Here is a 19,173-nt window from a genome sequence, read left to right as displayed (position 1 = left end):
GTAAAGTTGAAATACATTTGAATGGAGATTTTTGTCTTAGTAGAAAGCTTTTTAATAGATTTGTAGAGAGCAAAAGGTTTTTTTATCTGTAGAGTGCTACAGATTTTTCAGATTTAAAAATTAAAGAAGAAAATAATAAACTTATAATTTATGAAAAAACTCATTATCTTATTTTGAAATAAGAAGTTCATTTTGTTGAAAGCGTCCGGTTTTTCTGTTTTTTAAACCTGTATTTATCGTTAGCGCTTATCAATTTATATATATATATATATTTACATACCTAACAACAATTCACCCCTGCCTCATGAGACAGGGGTGAGAAGGAGTTTTTATGTATTTTGTTTATTATCAATTCAATGTCATATTGAATCCCGCACCTACACCCCAGTGACCTCCAGAAGTTGTTGCGGATATGTTAGAGCGGTATTTTCCATTTTCTGAGGTGTAACCTGCACCAAAGGCAAATGCAGACTGACTACGCCATAAACCAGTACCAAATCCAACGCTTAATTTTCCAGGTGTATCATTGTAGCGTAAGTTAGACACCGCAAGACCAATAGCCGCTGCTTGTCTAGCCTCTTTTTTCACACTCTCAATACTATAGTTTAAGACATCAAACTTCATATCTGTATATTGCTTAGCCCGATCAACAGCATCATCAATCGCATCAATCACAATATTATTAACCCGTTGATCTGTATACTGCTTGGATTCATCAAGAATAATCTTCATCTGTTCTTTAGTATAATCATGAAGTTGACCACCATTTACAGCCTCTTTCGAGCCTTTTTCAATTTTACCATCAGCTACATTATCAATCAGAACAGGTTCACTGGCATCCCCCCCCGCTAATGTGATTTTATTGGTTTTTTTGCCGTTTTCATCTCTATCATAACGAACAGCATCCTCTTCAATGCCGTCAACTCTATTATTGATGTTATCAACTTTGGCATCAATATTGATAACTGTATCACCAATATCAGCAATCGTATTGGAAATGGTATCAACTCTGTTGGTAAGATGCTTCACATCTTTTTCGACACCAGTAACACGTTCATTGGTTTCCCAAAGTTGCCCACCATTGACGGCATCTTTCGAGCCTTTTTCAACTTTACCATCAGCTACATTGATAATTTTATTCGGCTTTCCATCGCGACCAGCATCATAGGCTTTTTCTTTATCATTCCACTTTAAGGCATCTGAATCGACCTTGTTGATGACATCATCAATACGGTTATTAATATTTGACATATTTTTATTGACGTCACCAAAAGCATCAGCAACATTATGGTGCTCTGTCTCAACAGTCGTACCATCAGCATTGACTTGAACAATCTTAAAAGTAGGATCTGTCCATTTGCCATTCTCATATTTGGCACCGCCACCGAAATAATTCGCAAGTTGGTTATTCATGGAATAAAGTTGGTTGCCCGTAATGGCATCTGTTGAACCTTGAGCAATCTCACCATCTAAAAGATACTTCAATTTGCTGTTTGTTTTCTTGCCATCTTTTTCATGACGTGCCACAAATGCTTCTTCCTCATCATCCCACAGTAAAGCATCTTTAGAGAAATCTTCAATTTTCTGGTTAAACTCATTGGATACATTCGTTAAGCGTTGATTCACATCTTGAACATTTTTATCAAGACCTGTTAAAGCATCACCAACATTGTAAAAATTAGCCTTCCCTACTTCACCACCTACAATAGCGGATAAAGTATATTTCAGCCCTTCAAAAGCACCGTTAATGAACTTTGCACCACCACCAAAAAACTTTGCAATATCTGCTGATATTTTATTAATCTGACTACCATTGATTGCATCGTTGGAATTTTCAGAAATGCTACCATCTTTTACGTTATGAAGAGCAACTGGTCCGTTGTTCTTATCGCCGCCCAAAGTTACACTACCATAATTAACACTATTATCGTCATTCTTATCATAGAGAACCGCAGCAGCAGTTACTGTCTCAATATCTTTAGTAATATCCTTTATGCTTTTATCAAGTTGGTCTTTGTTAACAGCTTCATCACCCTTCTCTGCTGCCTTAACACCAGAAATAGAACGCGCTACACCAGCATATCCCGCAATATTGATCTCAGTACCAGCTGTATCCTTACCAATAGTGATAGGAGCAGAAACTCCGTCTTGCTTAACAAGACTATTTTTTACCACTTCGGAAATCTTATTATCAATATTTGTGATAGAAGTATTAACACCTGTAAACGCTTCCGTAACATTATGATAGGTCTCCCCCTGAATAAGGAAAGCTGGTTCTATACCGTTCAATACATCTGTACTACCACCAAAATATTTCGATGTATTTTGAGCGACTGTTTTGAGATCATTGTTAACAGTTGTAACCTTCTTATTCGTAGCAAAAAGCTGTGAACCATTTACCGCTTCCGTTGATGTTTGAGAAAGTTCTCCATCTTTTACACCGGAAAGTGTTCTTTCTTGCTTATCTTTATTTACAAGGCTGATTTCAGTACCACCGGTTGCTTTACCCACAGTAATAAGACTATCTTCTCCCTCCTGCTTTACAAGGCTATTTTCTGTTACATTATTAATCTGATTATAAATATCTGTGATAGAATTATCGACACCCTCAAAAGCATCAGCGACATTATGATGCTTTTTCTCAACAATAGTGCCATCCTCATTACGCTGAGAAACTTTGAAAGTAGGAGCATACCATTCTCCATTTTCATCATATCCAGCACCACCACCAAAATAAGAAGCAACGTCCTTCATTGAAAGGACTAAATGATGATTAACATGTCTGATATTTGTATCAAGCCCTGACAAAGCCAATCCAACATCATTATATTCCCGCTGTTTTACCTGACCATTTTCATCAATAGTAGTTAAATTATATCTCGGTTTTCTAAAGACTCCATTCTCGAATGAGGTCCCACCACCAAAAAATTCAGCAACGTTTTGGGATATTTTATTAATCTGGCTACCATTAATTGCATCATGCGATTGATCGGAAATCTCTCCATCTTTGACGTTATGAAGAGCAACTTGCCCGTTAACCTTATTACCTCCTAAAGTTACACTCTCATAATTGACAGTGCTATCATCATTTTTATCGTAAAGAACCGCAGAGGCACTTATATTCTCAATATTGTTGTTAATCTTTCCTATACTTTCATCGAGTTGTTTTTTATTAACTGCTTCATCATCGTTCTCTGCAGCTTTCACGCCCGCGATAGTCCGAGCTCCTCCACTGCCTGTAATATCAATTTTCGTTCCACCTTTTTCCTTACCAATGGTGATATCCCCTTCATTTTCCTCTTGCTTGACAAGGCTATTTTTTGTCGCATTGGAAATCTGATTAGAAATCTCCGTGATAGAATTATTGACAGAACTAAAAGCAGAACTAACATCATTATGTGTAGTGCCCTGAATCGTATAGGTTGGCGCTTTACCGTTAGCTATATCTGTATCACCACCAAAATACTTCGATATATTTGTACTTATACCGTCAAAGCCATTACCCAACTTACTAATCTTTTGGTTAGTTTCATAGAGCTGCGAACCATTTACTGCATCCGTTGAATCTTCAGAAATGTCTCCATTCAAAAGAGAGGTAAGCTTGCTGTTTGTCTTCTGTCCTTCTCCGTGGAGAGCAACAAATGCCTGCTCATCATTACTCCACAACAAAGCGTCCCCTTTGACTTCTTGTGTAATATTCGTGATTTTTTCATTGACATCTTTTACTACATTCGTCAGATGCGTATTCACACTCTTCACATTTGCATCAAGACCACTCAAAGCTGAGCCAACGTCATGATAATTGGCTTTTGCCACCTGACCATCTTCAACAATAACAGATAAACTATAGTTTGGTCCTTTAAAGGCACCATTTTCAAACGAGGCACCACCACCAAAATAATTTGCTATATCTCCAGATATTTTATTAATTTGGTTCCCATTGATTGCATCATGCGAATCTTCAGCAATTTTCCCATCTTTAACATTATGAAGAGCAACGGGGCCTTGGTTATCTACCCCACCTAAAGTTACGCTACCATAATTAACGGTACCGTTTTCTTTATCGTAGAGAACTGCAGCAGCACTTGTAAGATTAATATCATTAGAAATCTTCTCTATACTTTTATCAAGCTGGGCTTTGTTAACAGCTTCATCATTTCGCTCTGCAGCTTTTACACCAGAAATTGTACGAGCATCACCAGATTTGTTTGCAACATTGATTTTAGTCCCACCTGTTGCTTTACCAACAGTGATAGTACCTTCATTTTCCTCCTGCTTAACAAGGCTATTTTTTGTCGCATTCGTAATCTGATTTTGTATATTCGTGATAGAATTATCAACAGTACTAAAAGCAGATTCAAAATCATTATGTGGCTTACCCTGAATAGTGTAAGTGGGAGCCTTACCGTTAGATACGTCTGCACCACCACCAAAATACTTTGATATATTTTTAGCAATTGTTGCCAGATTATTTGTAACAGTGTTAACATTCTGATTAGTCGCAAAGAGCTGCGAACCATTCACTGCATCGGTTGAATTTTCAGTAATATCTCCATTGGAAAGAAATTTAATTTTGCTATTGGTTTTTCCGTCTCCATGCTGTGCTACAAATGCCTGCTCATCATTACTCCACAATAGAGAATCTTTAGAAACGCCCTCAATTTTCTGAGTAAACTCATTAGCTACATGTGTTAAGCGGCTATTCACATTGTTGACATTGTCATCAAGTCCTGTCAACGCTGAGCCAACATCAGTATGTACCTTCTGTCCTACAGTACCATCTGCAGAAACAGTAGATAAATTATATCTTGGTCCTAAAAAAGAACCATCTTGAAATACAGTACCCCCGCCAAAAAACTTTGCAATATCTCCGGATATTGTATTAATTTGGTTCCCATTGATAGCATCATGCGAATCTTTAGCAATTTTGCCATCTTTAACATTGTGCAGAGCTACCTGCCCACCAGTCTTACCGCCACCTAAAGTCACACTGTTATAATTAACACTGCTATCACCATTCTTATCGTAGAGAACTGCAAAAGCACCACCCTCCTTAATATTGTTAATAGTATCAGTAATAGTTGCAATTTCACCATCGAGTTGTTTTTTATTAACGGCTTCATTGTCTCTCTCTGCGGCCTTTACACCAGAAATACTACGGTCTCCCCCACTGCCTGCAACATCAATTTTCGTACCATCTTTTTCCTTACCAATGGTGATAAGTTTCTGTTCTTCATCCCATTTAACAAGACCATTTCCTGCTATTTGATTTTTTACTTCATTCAGCTGTGCAACATTAACCGCATCAGTCTCTGCACTCCCCGCTGCCACTCCATAAACTTGTTTATTACCAGCAAAAATACCGCTACCAGTCATACGCGGACCACCAGTAATCACGAAACCAAGGTCGCTTAATTGGGTTTTTCCTGCTTGTACACGTCCAACTGTAATGAAGTCATTCAAATCAAATTCTACTGTTTTATCATCTTTTCTTACAATTTTAATGTTCTTGTTTTCATAATTCTCAAGTTCAGCTCCAGCAAAATTGACTGTTTCACCAGGCAGAATATCCACAGCAGCTTCACCATTAACAGATAACTTCCATCCCCCTGCTTTTGATACCAATTGTCTTACCTCGCTCAACTGCGCATAATTGACTGCATCGGTATCGCTTTTCCCTGCTGCTACGTCTGTAATCTTTTTATTTCCAGCAGAAATACCATCCAAAATCATTCTTGGCCCATTCTCAATAATAAAGCCTTCACTATTCATAATGCTGTTGCCTGTCGTGACACTCGTAAGCTTAAGAGTATCATTCAAAGAAAATGTGACTTTATTATTATCTTTTTCAATCTTGATATTTTTGCTTCCGTCCCCGCTCACTGCCGCAACAATATCTACTGTACTTCCTGCCCCAACATCTGTAGCATTGTTACCATCAACAGAAAGTTTCCAGCTTCCTCCCGCCTTTGATATCAATTCTTTTACATCGTTCAGCTGTGCAACATTAACCGCATCAGTCTCTGCACTCCCCGCTGCCACTCCATAAACTTGTTTATTACCAGCAAAAATACCGCTACCAGTCATACGCGGACCACCAGTAATCACGAAACCAAGGTCGCTTAATTGGGTTTTTCCTGCTTGTACACGTCCAACTGTAATGAAGTCATTCAAATCAAATTCTACTGTTTTATCATCTTTTCTTACAATTTTAATGTTCTTGTTGTCATAATTCTCAAGTTTAGCTCCAGCAAAATTGACTGTTTCACCAGGCAGAATATCCACAGCAGCTTCACCGTTAACAGATAACTTCCAGCCTCCTGCTCCTTCTACGACAGCTCTCATAGCTTTCAACTGTGCCACATTGACGGCATCAGTATCTGCAGTACCAGCCGCCAACCCAGTAATCTGGCGTGTTATACTACCGTCAGCTTTTCCAACACTGATTGCACTTTTTGTACTTTTCCATGCACCATTGTTTTGTTGTGAATTTTTGTTACTTACAGGATCATAACCAGCAACATTATTAACAACACTGGCAACGGAAGCTCCACCCAAAGCAACTCCGTCTCCAGCAATCACCTGTGCATTTGGACCAATTGCAACCGAATACTTTGTTTGAGCTTGAGCAGCATAACCTATCGCAATCGTATCTTGATCCTTCGCTTCTGCGTTATTTCCCATAGCAATGCCGCGAATACCGATTGCAAGTCCACCAATAGCAACTGCTAATTCTCCTGATGCATTTGCCTTATAGCCTAGAGCCAAACTACTTTTACCAGTCGCTTTTGTACTTGAACCAACTGAAACCGCATTTTGCGCACCGGCTTTAGCGGCATAACCTATCGCAACCGCATCTTGACCATCTGTAGCCGCTTTGCTACCGAACGCAATACTATCAATGCCATCTGCCTTTGAAAGCCCACCTATAGCGATAGACGATCTTTTTACCGTTTCCGATCCAATCCCTATGGCAACACTTGCCGCTCCATTCGCAAGAGCAGAAACACCAAAAGCTTGTGCTCCTCCACTCTTTGCAGTTGCACCCGCACCAAATGCTGTTGAATAATTCCCTGTTGCAGCAGATCCACAACCGGTTGCAAAAGAATACACACCATAAGCCTCAGGCATAGCACTCGTGCTACCACCTGTAAGCTTCCCCATATAACCAGTGCTGCTGTTGCTCGTATTACTATCACCACTCCAAGTGACCTTATCAGTGGTCACGCCATAAGGATAACGACCAGAAAAATTTGTATTTTTGGTAAATCTATCATATTGCTGCTCTGCGGTTATTTGATTAGTACTAGCAATTGACTCCTGTTGCTTGCCACCACGACCAATGACATTATCCACACCACAGTAATTATCATCACCCGCAAAAACAATACTGCCATGGCTACCATGGTCATAAGACACACCAGAACCACTCGTGCTCATAGTTTTGTCACCCGTTATCGCGAGATTCGAAGCAACAACAGGAGAAACACTCGATAAGAGTGTGGCCATTGCCGCGCTGAGAGAAAAAGCTTTAATTAAATTTGGTGGGGAATATTTTTTTTTCATAAGAATCTCCTCCTACAGAGTTCAACATCATCACAACGCGTGAAAACACACATGGCAAACCCCTTAGTTTGCGCACTTCAAAAACCAATAAATCAAGAAAAACCCCTCCCATCGACACCGCTATTTATTACGGCATCGACCTAAAATCTCTGCAACAACATCAAATCTAGAAAAGTCCCCAACCCTTTTAGCTAGAGGGATTCAAGCTAAAAAATAAATAAAAACACAAGACTTTGAAAATATACCGTAATCTCCATTCAAAAACACTGCGATTTATCTCTTAACAAAAATAGTTTCACTAAAGAGCAATTCTACTTTTCAAATAAAGCGCATCAGAAGAATGGCAAGAGCGTAAAAATAATTTTTTATAAATTTGTAAAAATACTTCTCAATAAATTAGCTGTTCTTATAAGCACAAATTTATGATTTTTTTAACTTATCGCACAATGTAATAGATAATGATTATCATCATAATCTCACTTTTTGTTGCGAGGTAAACTGTTTCAATATACTATACATCTCTTTGAAAGAAATCTGTCTTAAATATAATGATGCACGCTCTGTAAAAAGTTTTAACGTACTCATCTTATCATCTTCATAAAAAGACAAAAGCGCATCTATAAATAGTCTTTCGTTCTTCTCTCTTATATATCTGTTACCCTTCTATAGGAACAAAACATCGTCATTGTATTTTCACTATTGTATAAATTTTTTAATATCATAAACCGAAAAGAAGCTGTTTTCTAAACTCTTTCCTCTCACATAACCCACTGTATTTTCACTGTTATCCGTATCTTTTCTTCAACCAACAAATATTTCAGGAATGATGCTATACTCGCTTCCTTTTGAAGAAATTTTGTTTGTATTGCTACCTGTCGTTCTTTTTATGAACCGTTTTATTTTTAATCAGAACAGTCTATTGATTTATAATGATAGTTTCTCGTTTTTCAGGTTGAATAAGAGACTCGAAGATCGTGAGATCTTCACATTCCAAACTTGGTTATACAGCAGAAAACCAAAAAAGTTTTATTTTTTAAAAGGCTGTTCATTCGTATCTTATGAAATTTCTAGATGTGCTTTTCAGTTTCGATTTTACGCTTTAAATGTAATTTTAAAAGTGGCAAAATGGCTTCGACTTCTTCTATATCATTGAGGTTTTGAATAAGCTCTTGCAATCTTCCATAAAGCTCTGCTGCTAATTCCGCAACATCTTCAGGAGAAAGTGTTATTTTTGCATCATGATAGGTCGTATAAGCTAAATGTCCAAGCTTTTTCATCAGCCCAACAGGTATCGCTTGCGGTTTAAAACCAGCTGCTTTTGCCTTTGCCATATCTGAAAACATCTCGCCATTTCCCGTTACTAGCCAATCTAATGAAACACCACAAATTTCTTGATATTTGGAGAGCGCAGAGGCTGTAGGCTCACTTATACCAGTTTCATAAGTTCCTATAGAACCAGCAGTGATACCAAGATGTTCAGCAAACTGCTTACGCTCTGTAAAACCAAGAGCATGACGCACTTCACGAAAACGTTTTGCCAACTCAGTTTTAGATTTTGCTTCCGGACGAGCCAAAAAAAACACTCCAAAATCAATATAGTTGTCGACTAAATAATTATATTGATTTATATCTATTATTACTGCCCCTTAAGAAGAGCAGTTATCACATACATAACCCCACAAAAACGGATGTTACAGCATCCATTTAAGCAGGAGCGAAAATTATGACAATTACAAAAAAATGCAATCGCCGTGGTATTTTTCTGAGCTGCGCCCCTGTAATATAACCTCGAAAAAACTCAAGCCTATCAGAGGCTATTTTCCAGAGTCAAAAACATTTGGACACAGGCCAATGAAAAAACTAAATGCGCCACTGCCAACTCTATCAGTTTGCATGCCAAGCCAATTCTTGCCAACTGCTTTCTCAAAAGTTGCAGTCATATTCTTTCAAAAGCAAAAAGCCTAATAAGATTCCCTTCATTTCATGCTGTGCAATATACCACTGAAATCTTATTACAAAAATATGCTAATGCATTTCCCATAGGTTTTATAAGGTAAAAAGTTTATCAATGTCTAAAAATCAATATAAAATAGGCAAAATAATTGGTATTCTACAAAAAATGAGATTATCACTCGTTATTAAAAAGTTAGACGTTTACAAACCCTGTTTGCTTATTTTATATATTAATGGCACTGATTTAGCTGTAACTGGCAATAGAGATTTCAGGGTTTTTGGTTTATCGTCAGAATACTCTTCCTCTACGCATATTAAAAGCCTTTTGGCAATGTATTTTAAATGCTATAAATTCTATAGCAAACACATTGCCATCCATATTTACAATTGGGCGCTTCAAAATCTTGGAGTAATAAAATCTTTAATAGGCTTTGATTTAAAAGCGCGTATTTTGCAGAAAATTGACAAAACCATGAGGTTCGTATACATGGCAATTTTAAGTGATGATAGTGGAGTGATACTTAAAAAAGCTGCATGGAAACCCGCAACGTTGAGGAATTAAGCATGACCTCTTTATGCGATAAAGAATTATCTGATACACTGGTTGGTCTTTATGACGACTATCAACGCGGTTTCGACATTGGAGAAGAGCTTAAATTGTGCGTGGATTTGGCGTTATCTCTTGAATTGGAACTCAGTATTCACCGTTTAAGTGAAACAGATGCTGTTTTAAAAAAAGAGATTGTGCAAACCTTGCATCGTCGTAGAAATACTCATTCCAGTGAAGATGAAATTGATACAATTTTTCATATGGATTTTGAAAAACAAAAATAATACAATACTCTCCCCATATGATAAGATATTACCTCATTGCTTTACTTTCTACTACGCTTAAACAAAAAACTTTCAAGAAGATTTAAAGTGTTACGTTTTCGTCTTCTTAACAACAGTGAGATGAATTAAAGAAACGCATCAATTCTTTTAGATCATTATCAAAAAATAGAGAGTATTCTCTAGCATACATCAATTTATACTTTGTTCATTAAGCACCAACTTTTACATTTTCTCAACTCTCCTTTAAAAGCAAAATATGAAATGTGCTGCAGCGTAAATGTTTAAAAATAGCGTATATTGACCACTCTTAAACGTAATTTATTGTTTTTCATGTTTATAAAACAGCACTATGAGTATTCCAACAAACGCAACAATGCTTTGAAAAAAATATATCGATTGAGGTGATATGTTACTGTTATCGCTTGCCATGATGAGATAGACTCCGAGGATCAAGCATCCAGAGATACCATTAAAACTTGCCTGCAATCTTCCTTGGTATTCAGGATCACAAGAGAGTTGTGATAAAGAAATCGAAAGAGCCCAACTCGAAAGTCCAAATCCAATCATAAAGTAAACAGGAAAAACAACAAAATTGTGTGTATTAACAGATAAAATAGCGAGGCCAATAGCCATAAAAGCTAATAAAATGGCTAATGTTTTCCTGATAGATAAAACTTTACAAAGAAGTGGTGAAAAAAACGCACCTGTCAATACACCCATAGAATAAAGCACCTCAAATATTGCAAAGGTCCTGTTATCCGCATGTAAAACCTCTTGTATATAAGGAACGAGAATAACAGGAATGGTCATCAAAAGAGTCATAATAATCATCTGGCTTATATAAGGTACAAAAAGAGCCGGATTCTGTTTAAAATAATGAAGTGATGCTGTATAATTTTCCCACCAATTTTGCTGGTTTTGTTTTTTAGATCTTCTGTTTTTAGGTACCTTCATTGCAAAATTAAATAAACCAGCAATGATAAAGAATATACCACCTATTAGAAGAGTTCCTTTTGTTCCTGCATAGGACAGTATAAATCCACTTAAGCCCATACCTACGATAGTGCCAAGTTCATAAACCATATCGATGGTTGCATTTGCATTGATGAGCTGTTCCTTCAGCACAATACTTTGAATTAAAGAAATAGCTGATGGCATATAAAAAGGGATAAAAATACCCAAAAGAGCAGATAAGACCATCAATTCAATTTCTATACCAAAATGCCAAAGCATTACCCAGCTCACGATTACCAAACCTCTCACAAGATTTGAAATAATAATCTGCGTTTTACGGTTATATTTATCTGCCAATATGCCAAAAATAGGCGCAAAAATAATGCCAGGCGTCCAAAGAAAAAGCATCATCAACGCCACACCACGGATTGAGCCCGTCTGATTGTAAGCGATCCATGACAATGTAATATAATTTAGTCCACTTCCAAATGTAGCAAATAAGCCGCTCAAAGTAAAATAGAGAAAAGTTCTATTTTCAAATAAAGCAATGCGTTCCTTCAAATTTGAAGTGAACATAAATTATCCTCTAAAATGAATACCAGTCGATATGCATGATACATCCTGTTTAAAAACAGGCATTCTGACAATTTTCATTTTAGATCATTAAATTTAAGAAAGCAAAATTTCTTTTTTGAGGCTTTTACAATCTTTGTGCTGTTTTATGATTAATTCTTCTATGAAAACGGAACATTTATGGACAAAAACAAAATTAATATTTTATGTGCGTTTTATTCAGAAGCTACACCTTTATACATATGTGAAACAATTTTACGGTATGGAAGCTTCACTCACATTTTATTGTCCTTATTATTCCGTGCACTAAAATATGCTCGAGTATATTCCTCCATGTCGTTCTTCTATCACCACACTTCATCTCTAAAAGAATAAACATACTATTATCCTCACAATAAATATTGCTAACTTTTCTACTCCCCTTCTCTAAATCTTTTAAAACAAGCCCATTACAGTTAGTTTTCTAAATACATTTTTTCAATAAAAGAGAGTTTTTCTTCGTATTTTAAGTTTAAACCATTCCTTTTCTGCAATCGTTCCAGTACTGTAGTGGGCGGTAAATGAAGATAAAATGTAATATGGGGTCTTGGAATAGATTGATTTAATTTAACGACACTTTCAATAGAAAGCTCTCGAGCATAAAAATAAGCAAGACTAGAATAAACAGATCAATCGCTAATTAATAAATTTTGCAATGAAGCTAAGGAAGGTTCAATAATTTCAAGCGTATGTTTGCGTCTATCTGTCTTGCTAAGAGTGCTAAAAGCAACGGATCAATTGCTTTTCCTTTATCTAAATATCTCTAATTTATGGATTATTTCTATACTAAGAACTGTGTTAAAAGTTTGTATTATATGTTTTTCTGTTGAGTAATGACGAGAAATTTCTTTGAAGACCGCATGGAGTTATAAACTTTTTTATCAAGATACATTCTGTCTATATACTCTCCATAAGTTAAATTGTTTTTTGTCTAAAATCTTTTAATGTTCAATAAGATGTTTTTTAACTCGTCTCTAAACAGAAAAACACAATACTCCCGCATTTTGTATAACTTATTAACTTTATGATAAATGGCAGTATATAGACTTAGTTTTAAGATAAGGTTATATTTTAGACAACTTAAAATAAGATTAAGTATTTGTAAAAAATATATTTTTTTGTTCACACTCCATAACCTGCCATTTTCTAACGAATTCTAGTAGATTTCTGAGGATTACTCCTATAGCGTCGTGTAAATATATAGAAATGAGTTCGATCTCAGTATATTATTGTCCTAAGAGCTAGTACTGGATTGCACTACATAGAAATCTAATGAAATCAGCTCTATCTTTTCTCAAACCACCGCTCACACTATAAGCATTTGATATTCAATTCCGTCAAAAAGCAGCAGAGCAATTCTCAGAAAACATCGCTGAGATATTGAAATATGTCTTGCAAAAGCGTTTGAATCAAATGTTTCAATATATCTTTCGGTATATTCATAAACTGAAACTAAGAATATTATAATAAGCCCTCAAACAACGACGACGCCCAAATCGGCCGTAATAAAGCCTCCTAAAACTGAACCAATAATACCTCTCTCTGAAAAAGACTACTATGTAAAGGCTTTAATACAATACCTTAGCGCTAATGCCATAAATGTTTCTGATAGATAACGAAGTTTATTGTCACAATAACATCTAACAACGGTCAATAGAAAAACCTCAACCTTGAGTATAAATGGAGGCAATCTTGAGAGTGCAAACACAGCCTTCCCAAGAACATAGCTATACTGGTCATTTAGCGAAGAAACTCCTCATTGGAAAAGCACCTCACAAGAGATACAGTAAAAATACCAACCGCCTCCGCTCTCAGTTTCTCCAAAATTAGCTATCGCTATGATAAACGTTATCGTTCAAATCTGTACCATGCTTCTATCGAAAAAACTTGACATGCCTAACAACATATATATTAGCTTTTTGTAAAAATGTATAATTTATAGCATGTCTATTTAACATGGGGGGATAATGTGCACAAACAACTGATGTTTCGGTTTTATGGGCTTGTTGTCCTGCTGTATCTTTCTGATATGGTTTTATTTTTAAGTAATCTTTGGAATGCTTATCGCATAACATCCTCATCGGTTTTTCTAGGCGTAACCATGGCTTTGGGCACCCTTATGCCCTATCTTTTGAAAAAAAGCAGTCTTGTGCGCATTAAAGCCTCACTGCGGTTGGTCGATTTATACAAAAGGCGAATCATTATCTATAGCCTTCTTTTATTGATTGCTCTTTTCCATTACGCTGATTCCCCCTTTGGTTTTATTGCTGTCTCTATCTCTATCGGCTATCTCTCTTTGATTACCTTAAGCACACTCGAGACTTATAATACTAAACTAGCACTTAGTGGTTATATTAGCGCCCAAAAGGCTTCCCGCATTATGCAAACAGTGGTGCAAATTGGCGCATTTTTGGGAGCAGCACTGAGTGGTTATCTCTTAGAAGCGACCAGCCCTCGAGGGGCAGCAGCTGAAATCGGTTATAATGGTTTGATTGTGACACTTTGTGTGTTTGACATCATTATAAGCCTTATAGCCGGATATATTATCTTTTGCGATGAATACAACGCTACAGATACCACAGCACTTGCAACTGGTAAGAAGCCAGCACCTACACCGCAAGTGGATGAGCTCTCCCATGAGCTTAAACTTTTATGCGTCTGCATAGGACTTATTGGCTTTCATATTTGCGCTTATAATACGCTGGCAACTATTCTTTTTCAGAGTGTGAAAAATTTTGGCTCTGAATATTATGGGCTTTGCAGTGCGGTTGCAGGCGTGGGCGCTTTTTTGGCTGCTTTTATCAAAATCCCTCGTTTTGAATTTATTCTCCCAGCCCTTATGTTGAGCATGGCTGATCTTATTTTTAGCACCACACAATCGCCCTATTTGGCTGTGGTCTTTTGCTTTTTTATTGGCTTTTCAATGAATACCATGCGAATTAATGCCCGCAAACATACGATTGAAGCGACCAAAACAGAGGCTCAAGCAGAGCTGGTGGGAAGCTATAGCGGCATGCTTTATACTCTCTCCCAATCGGCAGGTTATGTCATTCTTGGTCTTCTTACAAGCTCTGCCCTTATGGGTCCTCAAGCAGCTGTTTATCTTCTGCCCCTTATAGGGTTGATAATCTTTATTTATGTTCTTTTCCTTTTATCGCAGCGGAACAAAGTATGAGAAAACCTATTCTTATTGTCGATCCTTTCTCCACGGGTGCCCTCTAGGCACCATTTTATTTCTTAAACATATTGAAATATATAGATTTTTTCTTTAAATAGCCATTTTCAGACCACCTTTTAGACCACCTTCTACAGTTTATATAATTTTACCTAATTTGTTCTTATTTGCTCCTTATTTTTCTTTGGAGTGAAGTCTAAGATCTCTTTTTTTCTCCATCTCACTGCTCTCCCTAGCTTATATGGCTCCGGAAACAACCCCTGAAGCACCCAATTGCGAATCGTTGTTGTGGATACACTAAAAAGCTGTGCACACTCACGTGTCGTTACATATCTATCTCCATCATCAAATATCATCTCATTACCTTTCTCTTTTTTATATTAATTAAATGGGTGGGGGTGCTGGGAGGAGAAAGAGCACCCCCATAGGTTTAAGCAGCTTTTGTCAAAATCTTTTGCATCTCTTGTTCTATTTCCCCTAAAAAGATTTCGACAGCTTTATTAATCTCTTCAATGTATTTCTCATCACGGAGGACGCGTTTGACTTTCATTCTCAAACCAGTAGATTTGCCTACAAAGTTTGGATTATAGCTCATGAAATGACACCATTTTCGTCCTGTACAAGCCATTTGGAATTGCATTTGTGCGATATATTCGGGTTTGATTTTGCCATCCATAAAGAAGCGCAAATGCGTGGTCGATTGTGGACATTTAACTTCAACTAAACCGTCATCACCAACAAATCCATCAGGACTTGCTCCTGCCATTTTTATTGTGGGGTGTTGGATAAACCCGCACCTTGTGACCTCTGTGTCATAAATGAATTCATATTCTCTTAAGGCATCTTCTTCATGTTCGATACCCCATTGCATAGCAGGTGTTATATAAGATTGGCTTATTCCTTCTATTAGGCGCTCTGTAATGAGTTTGATTTTGTAGTCTTCATATTTGCTGGTAGGCAAGCCTTCAGCTGTCTTACTGAGTACGCTGTAGACATTAGATGCAGTGACTTTACCCAAGCGCGCTTGAAACCACTCTGCTGTCCTTTGTTCCATTTCACACCGCCGTTTCTTGTTGAGTTGGCGCATATTCGATATCTTGTATAGGTGCATCTAATTGCTCTTGTTGTGCTTTATTCATTTGCTTTCGTTGCTTTTTTTTCAAAGAAAACAAAGCGGTTTGTGCTTGTTTAAAAGACATATCTTTTAGATTTTTTACTCCTATGAAAGAGAGAAGCCTACTTTCTTCAGATTGTGTTTTTTTAATTAATTCTTTGATTTCATTCATCTGTTCAGAAGAGATACCCGCAAGAAGTGTTATTCCATCTGTATCGTCTTCTTTTCTTGCAACATTAAGAAGCATGCCTAAGAGATATCTACGTGCGTAGCTTATAGTAGAACCAACCGCTTGTGTGTTATTTTTGCTTCCCGTAGCATCAATGGGAAATGTTCCTTGTGTTGATATTTCATTGCCCGATATATGCTTTAAAGTCATTTCTACAGTTATGTCATTTGAACTCTGGTCTTTGATACGAGAGAACAAGGCAAAGTGATGTTTTGCAAGAGGTTCTTTAATAGCATCAATATATTTATCAAGCGTTGTATAGAGGCTTTTAGTATGTGTATTAATGGCATTTTGTTCGATATTTTTATATTCCACTTGTATAGTAGAAAGATCACGGACAAAGTTTTGACACTCTTGTCGTTCTATCTCCTTTTCTCGCAATTCAAGAAGACGCTTGAGACGATCCATATCGACATCATTTTCTAAAGCTCTTTCTAAAATAAGCTCCATAGCTGTAGGTTTGATTTCACAATCGTTCGTTTTTTCCACTAATTCCGTTTGTGTGGTACTTAGTTCACTCATCTTGATTTCCTCCTATTTGAGCGCAATTCACCCGTGGCGTGAATCACGCATGTGTTAAAAGTTGGTTTGGTTGTTAGAGTTTGGATTTTATAGGCTGCATTATGTCTTCAGAAATTATGGTATCTACATAAGGCTCGTCTTTATACCCAGAGATAGTGATACAAAGTTCACCTAGATTGTGAGTATTTCTCACAACTAACTGTGCACACAAGGTAGGTTTAATTCCATATTTATACATGATTTATTTTTTCTCGTTTGTTGTGATACGGCTTTCTCCGCAGATCTCTGAATCTCCGTAAATTTTTGCGTCGCCATAAACTCTTGCATTGGGATAAACAATTGCATTTCCGTAAATCTGTGCGTTTTCAAAAATGCGACCACCACCATATACTCGGGCGTTATTATAAATTTTTGCATTGTCATAAATTTTTGAACCCCAAGTAACACAAGCATTATCATAGACCCAGCAATTGCCATCATGAGAGAGATTGCTTTCATTTTCTATAAAGCCCCCAAGGTCCCCAGCCTTAACATCATCAAAATCTCTTAAAGCACGAATGCGGTACAATGTATGGCAACTTACAATATCGGTGGTTTCATTAGTCAATTCGTATTTTTTCACCATGCTTTTTCTCCAGTGGACATGACGTTATCGCCATCAATATCCGCATCACGATAAATTTTTGCGTCGCCATAAATACGTGCATTACCGGAAACTGTTGCCATTCCATAAACTTCGGCAAAACCGTAAACATGTGCATTATGTTTAATTCGTGCACTACCATAAACTTCAGCATCATCATAAACTTGAGCATTATCGTAAACGCAAGCACAAGATAAGACGAATGCATTACCACCTACCCAGCAATTACCATGATGCGATAGGTTGTTTTCATGTTCTATAAAGCCGCCTAAATTACCTTTTTTAATAACTCCAAAGTCTCTTAAAGCGCGGATACGGTGAAGAGTTACCCCTTTAAACTCAGCTTTCTCATCAGTAAGTTCGTACTTCTTTTCCATTAGTTTGCTCCAGTGGATATTCTGCTATTGCTGCCAATCCAATCTTCACAACGTAAATCCGCATCACCGTAAATTTTTACATTTCCGTAAATGTGTATATTACCGCCAACTTTTGCATTTCCATAAACGCTTGCCTTATCGTAAACATATGCTTCATAATAAACATGAGAATTGCCATAAACATGTGCATGATCAAAAACTTTAGCGTCACCGTAAACGTATGCATCACCGTAAATTTCTGCATAATTGTAAACTTTTGCTTCATCAGAAACGAGTGCATCTCCATAAACCCGCGCATCACCATAAACATAGGCATAACCGGAAATATGTGCATTTTGATAAACACGAGCATTATCATAAACCCTAGCATAATCTCCAACCCAACAATCGCCCCCATGACTAAGATTGCCTTCCTTTTCAATAAAACCGCCAAGGTCACCTTTTTTGACATTTCCAAAATCTTTTAATGCACGTATGCGGTAAAGCGTGCGTCCGCCAACTTCATCCATTTCATCAGTCAATTCGTATTTTTTTTCCATGATTTATCCCCCCTACCTTAAAATAGCGTCACTTCCATAAAATACTGTATCGCCGGCTACTATGGCATTACCACGAACTTTTGCGTTATTATAAACTTCGGCATCATCATAAACCTTCGCATTTTCAGAGATATATGCATTTTGATAAATACAAGCATTGCCTCCAACCCAGCAATTATCATCATGGCTAAGATTCCATTCACTCTCGACAAAGCCTCCAAGGTCGCCTTCTTTGACATCATCAAAATCTTTTAAGGCGCGTATGCGATAAAGCGTTATTCCATCAATTTTGATTGTTTCATCAGTGAGTTTATATTTCTTTTTTATCATGATAACCTCCTCTTAATGCATGCTTTGTCTTTTAAGCTCTTGAGACAGCACACCAATTCCTTTTGCTGTAATTTTTGCGCAAGGAATGACTTTTTCTATTCCACTTGCGGTTTGAAGTGTGATGGTTGGACAATCCATAAGTTTCTTTTGGATTTTGTCTTGATAAGGAAGCAAATTTCCACCTGCTGCTCGTCTGTAAACCCAACCTTTTTTCTGTAAGAAGAGAATGAACTGTTTTGGTTGCATCTCGAGTATTTTAGCGGCTTCTGTAAGACTGAAGAGTCCATTATGACGCTGTAAGCTTTCAAGAGCCATTGCCTTTGGT

General features: G+C 37.1%; 14 protein-coding genes and 1 pseudogene. 3 read left to right on the top strand and 12 right to left on the bottom strand.

Annotated features, from left to right (window positions below; genetic code table 11):
• Positions 1–348 precede the first annotated feature (348 nt).
• Together ACFIQE_RS06415 and ACFIQE_RS06410 are read right to left on the bottom strand one after the other, a co-directional pair.
• Positions 349–7,566 carry a Vomp family autotransporter gene (locus ACFIQE_RS06415; RefSeq protein ID WP_375707400.1) on the bottom strand — a complete coding sequence of 2,406 codons (7,218 nt, stop codon included), beginning with the start codon at positions 7,564–7,566 and terminating at the stop codon, positions 349–351.
• Positions 7,567–8,633: 1,067 nt separating this feature from the next.
• Positions 8,634–9,140: a helix-turn-helix domain-containing protein gene (locus ACFIQE_RS06410; RefSeq protein WP_375707399.1), complete on the bottom strand. Its 507-nt coding sequence runs from the start codon at positions 9,138–9,140 to the stop codon at positions 8,634–8,636.
• 494 nt (positions 9,141–9,634) lie between these two features.
• Between ACFIQE_RS06410 and ACFIQE_RS06405 the strand changes: the two genes are divergently transcribed.
• Positions 9,635–10,081, top strand: coding sequence for a hypothetical protein (locus ACFIQE_RS06405; RefSeq protein ID WP_375608751.1), 447 nt, complete (start codon positions 9,635–9,637; stop codon positions 10,079–10,081).
• 2 nt (positions 10,082–10,083) lie between these two features.
• The gene (locus tag ACFIQE_RS06400) at positions 10,084–10,353 is read left to right on the top strand and encodes a hypothetical protein (RefSeq protein ID WP_375634046.1); all 270 of its coding nucleotides are present in this window, start codon (positions 10,084–10,086) and stop codon (positions 10,351–10,353) included.
• Between the two features lie 318 nt (positions 10,354–10,671).
• On the opposite strand, the gene ACFIQE_RS06395 is transcribed toward ACFIQE_RS06400, so the two are convergent.
• Complete coding sequence (locus ACFIQE_RS06395) at positions 10,672–11,883, bottom strand: MFS transporter (RefSeq protein ID WP_375707398.1); 1,212 nt, start codon at positions 11,881–11,883, stop codon at positions 10,672–10,674.
• Positions 11,884–12,335: 452 nt separating this feature from the next.
• Positions 12,336–12,533, bottom strand: a pseudogene (locus ACFIQE_RS06390) (hypothetical protein); the annotation flags it as partial.
• Between the two features lie 1,370 nt (positions 12,534–13,903).
• On the opposite strand from ACFIQE_RS06390, the gene ACFIQE_RS06385 reads away from it, so the two are divergent.
• The gene (locus ACFIQE_RS06385; protein ID WP_375639999.1) at positions 13,904–15,094 is read left to right on the top strand and encodes a hypothetical protein; all 1,191 of its coding nucleotides are present in this window, start codon (positions 13,904–13,906) and stop codon (positions 15,092–15,094) included.
• A 152-nt stretch (positions 15,095–15,246) separates the two neighbouring features.
• Here the strand turns inward: ACFIQE_RS06385 and ACFIQE_RS06380 are convergent, their stop codons facing one another.
• The 8 genes from ACFIQE_RS06380 to ACFIQE_RS06345 all read right to left on the bottom strand — a co-directional run.
• Complete coding sequence (locus ACFIQE_RS06380; RefSeq protein WP_273790351.1) at positions 15,247–15,450, bottom strand: AlpA family transcriptional regulator; 204 nt, start codon at positions 15,448–15,450, stop codon at positions 15,247–15,249.
• A gap of 74 nt (positions 15,451–15,524) precedes the next feature.
• Positions 15,525–16,148: a lambda exonuclease family protein gene (locus ACFIQE_RS06375; RefSeq protein WP_375707397.1), complete on the bottom strand. Its 624-nt coding sequence runs from the start codon at positions 16,146–16,148 to the stop codon at positions 15,525–15,527.
• A 1-nt stretch (position 16,149) separates the two neighbouring features.
• Positions 16,150–16,959 (bottom strand): ERF family protein, encoded by an 810-nt coding sequence (locus tag ACFIQE_RS06370; protein WP_375707396.1) that lies wholly within the window; start codon positions 16,957–16,959, stop codon positions 16,150–16,152.
• Positions 16,960–17,200: 241 nt separating this feature from the next.
• On the bottom strand, positions 17,201–17,584 hold the full coding sequence (locus ACFIQE_RS06365) for a hypothetical protein (RefSeq protein ID WP_273790346.1): 384 nt from the start codon (positions 17,582–17,584) through the stop codon (positions 17,201–17,203).
• Positions 17,578–17,979: a hypothetical protein gene (locus tag ACFIQE_RS06360; protein ID WP_375613985.1), complete on the bottom strand. Its 402-nt coding sequence runs from the start codon at positions 17,977–17,979 to the stop codon at positions 17,578–17,580. Before ACFIQE_RS06360 ends, ACFIQE_RS06365 begins: the two co-directional genes overlap by 7 nt.
• On the bottom strand, positions 17,979–18,518 hold the full coding sequence (locus ACFIQE_RS06355) for a hypothetical protein (protein WP_375707395.1): 540 nt from the start codon (positions 18,516–18,518) through the stop codon (positions 17,979–17,981). The genes ACFIQE_RS06360 and ACFIQE_RS06355 overlap by 1 nt, the downstream gene beginning before the upstream one ends.
• Positions 18,519–18,530: 12 nt before the next feature.
• Entirely contained in the window at positions 18,531–18,848 is a 318-nt protein-coding gene (locus tag ACFIQE_RS06350; protein ID WP_375707394.1) for a hypothetical protein, read from the bottom strand.
• Between the two features lie 12 nt (positions 18,849–18,860).
• Positions 18,861–19,173: phage antirepressor KilAC domain-containing protein (locus tag ACFIQE_RS06345; RefSeq protein ID WP_375707393.1), on the bottom strand; the 313-nt coding region annotated here is incomplete at its 5' end.

Source organism: Bartonella sp. AA1HLJMS, assembly GCF_042197445.1.
In the GTDB taxonomy this organism is placed as follows: Bacteria; Pseudomonadota; Alphaproteobacteria; order Rhizobiales; family Rhizobiaceae; genus Bartonella.
This window is presented reverse-complemented; position numbering and strand designations above follow the sequence as displayed.

What these genes read in the sequence shown, in the direction of transcription:
- ACFIQE_RS06415 (WP_375707400.1), bottom strand. Translation starts at nt 7,566, where the DNA reads ATGAAAAAAAAATATTCCCCACCAAATTTAATTAAAGCTTTTTCTCTC.
- ACFIQE_RS06405 (WP_375608751.1), top strand. Translation starts at nt 9,635, where the DNA reads ATGTCTAAAAATCAATATAAAATAGGCAAAATAATTGGTATTCTACAA.
- ACFIQE_RS06400 (WP_375634046.1), top strand. Translation starts at nt 10,084, where the DNA reads ATGACCTCTTTATGCGATAAAGAATTATCTGATACACTGGTTGGTCTT.
- ACFIQE_RS06395 (WP_375707398.1), bottom strand. Translation starts at nt 11,883, where the DNA reads ATGTTCACTTCAAATTTGAAGGAACGCATTGCTTTATTTGAAAATAGA.
- ACFIQE_RS06385 (WP_375639999.1), top strand. Translation starts at nt 13,904, where the DNA reads ATGTTTCGGTTTTATGGGCTTGTTGTCCTGCTGTATCTTTCTGATATG.
- ACFIQE_RS06380 (WP_273790351.1), bottom strand. Translation starts at nt 15,450, where the DNA reads ATGATATTTGATGATGGAGATAGATATGTAACGACACGTGAGTGTGCA.
- ACFIQE_RS06375 (WP_375707397.1), bottom strand. Translation starts at nt 16,148, where the DNA reads ATGGAACAAAGGACAGCAGAGTGGTTTCAAGCGCGCTTGGGTAAAGTC.
- ACFIQE_RS06370 (WP_375707396.1), bottom strand. Translation starts at nt 16,959, where the DNA reads ATGAGTGAACTAAGTACCACACAAACGGAATTAGTGGAAAAAACGAAC.
- ACFIQE_RS06365 (WP_273790346.1), bottom strand. Translation starts at nt 17,584, where the DNA reads ATGGTGAAAAAATACGAATTGACTAATGAAACCACCGATATTGTAAGT.
- ACFIQE_RS06360 (WP_375613985.1), bottom strand. Translation starts at nt 17,979, where the DNA reads ATGGAAAAGAAGTACGAACTTACTGATGAGAAAGCTGAGTTTAAAGGG.
- ACFIQE_RS06355 (WP_375707395.1), bottom strand. Translation starts at nt 18,518, where the DNA reads ATGGAAAAAAAATACGAATTGACTGATGAAATGGATGAAGTTGGCGGA.
- ACFIQE_RS06350 (WP_375707394.1), bottom strand. Translation starts at nt 18,848, where the DNA reads ATGATAAAAAAGAAATATAAACTCACTGATGAAACAATCAAAATTGAT.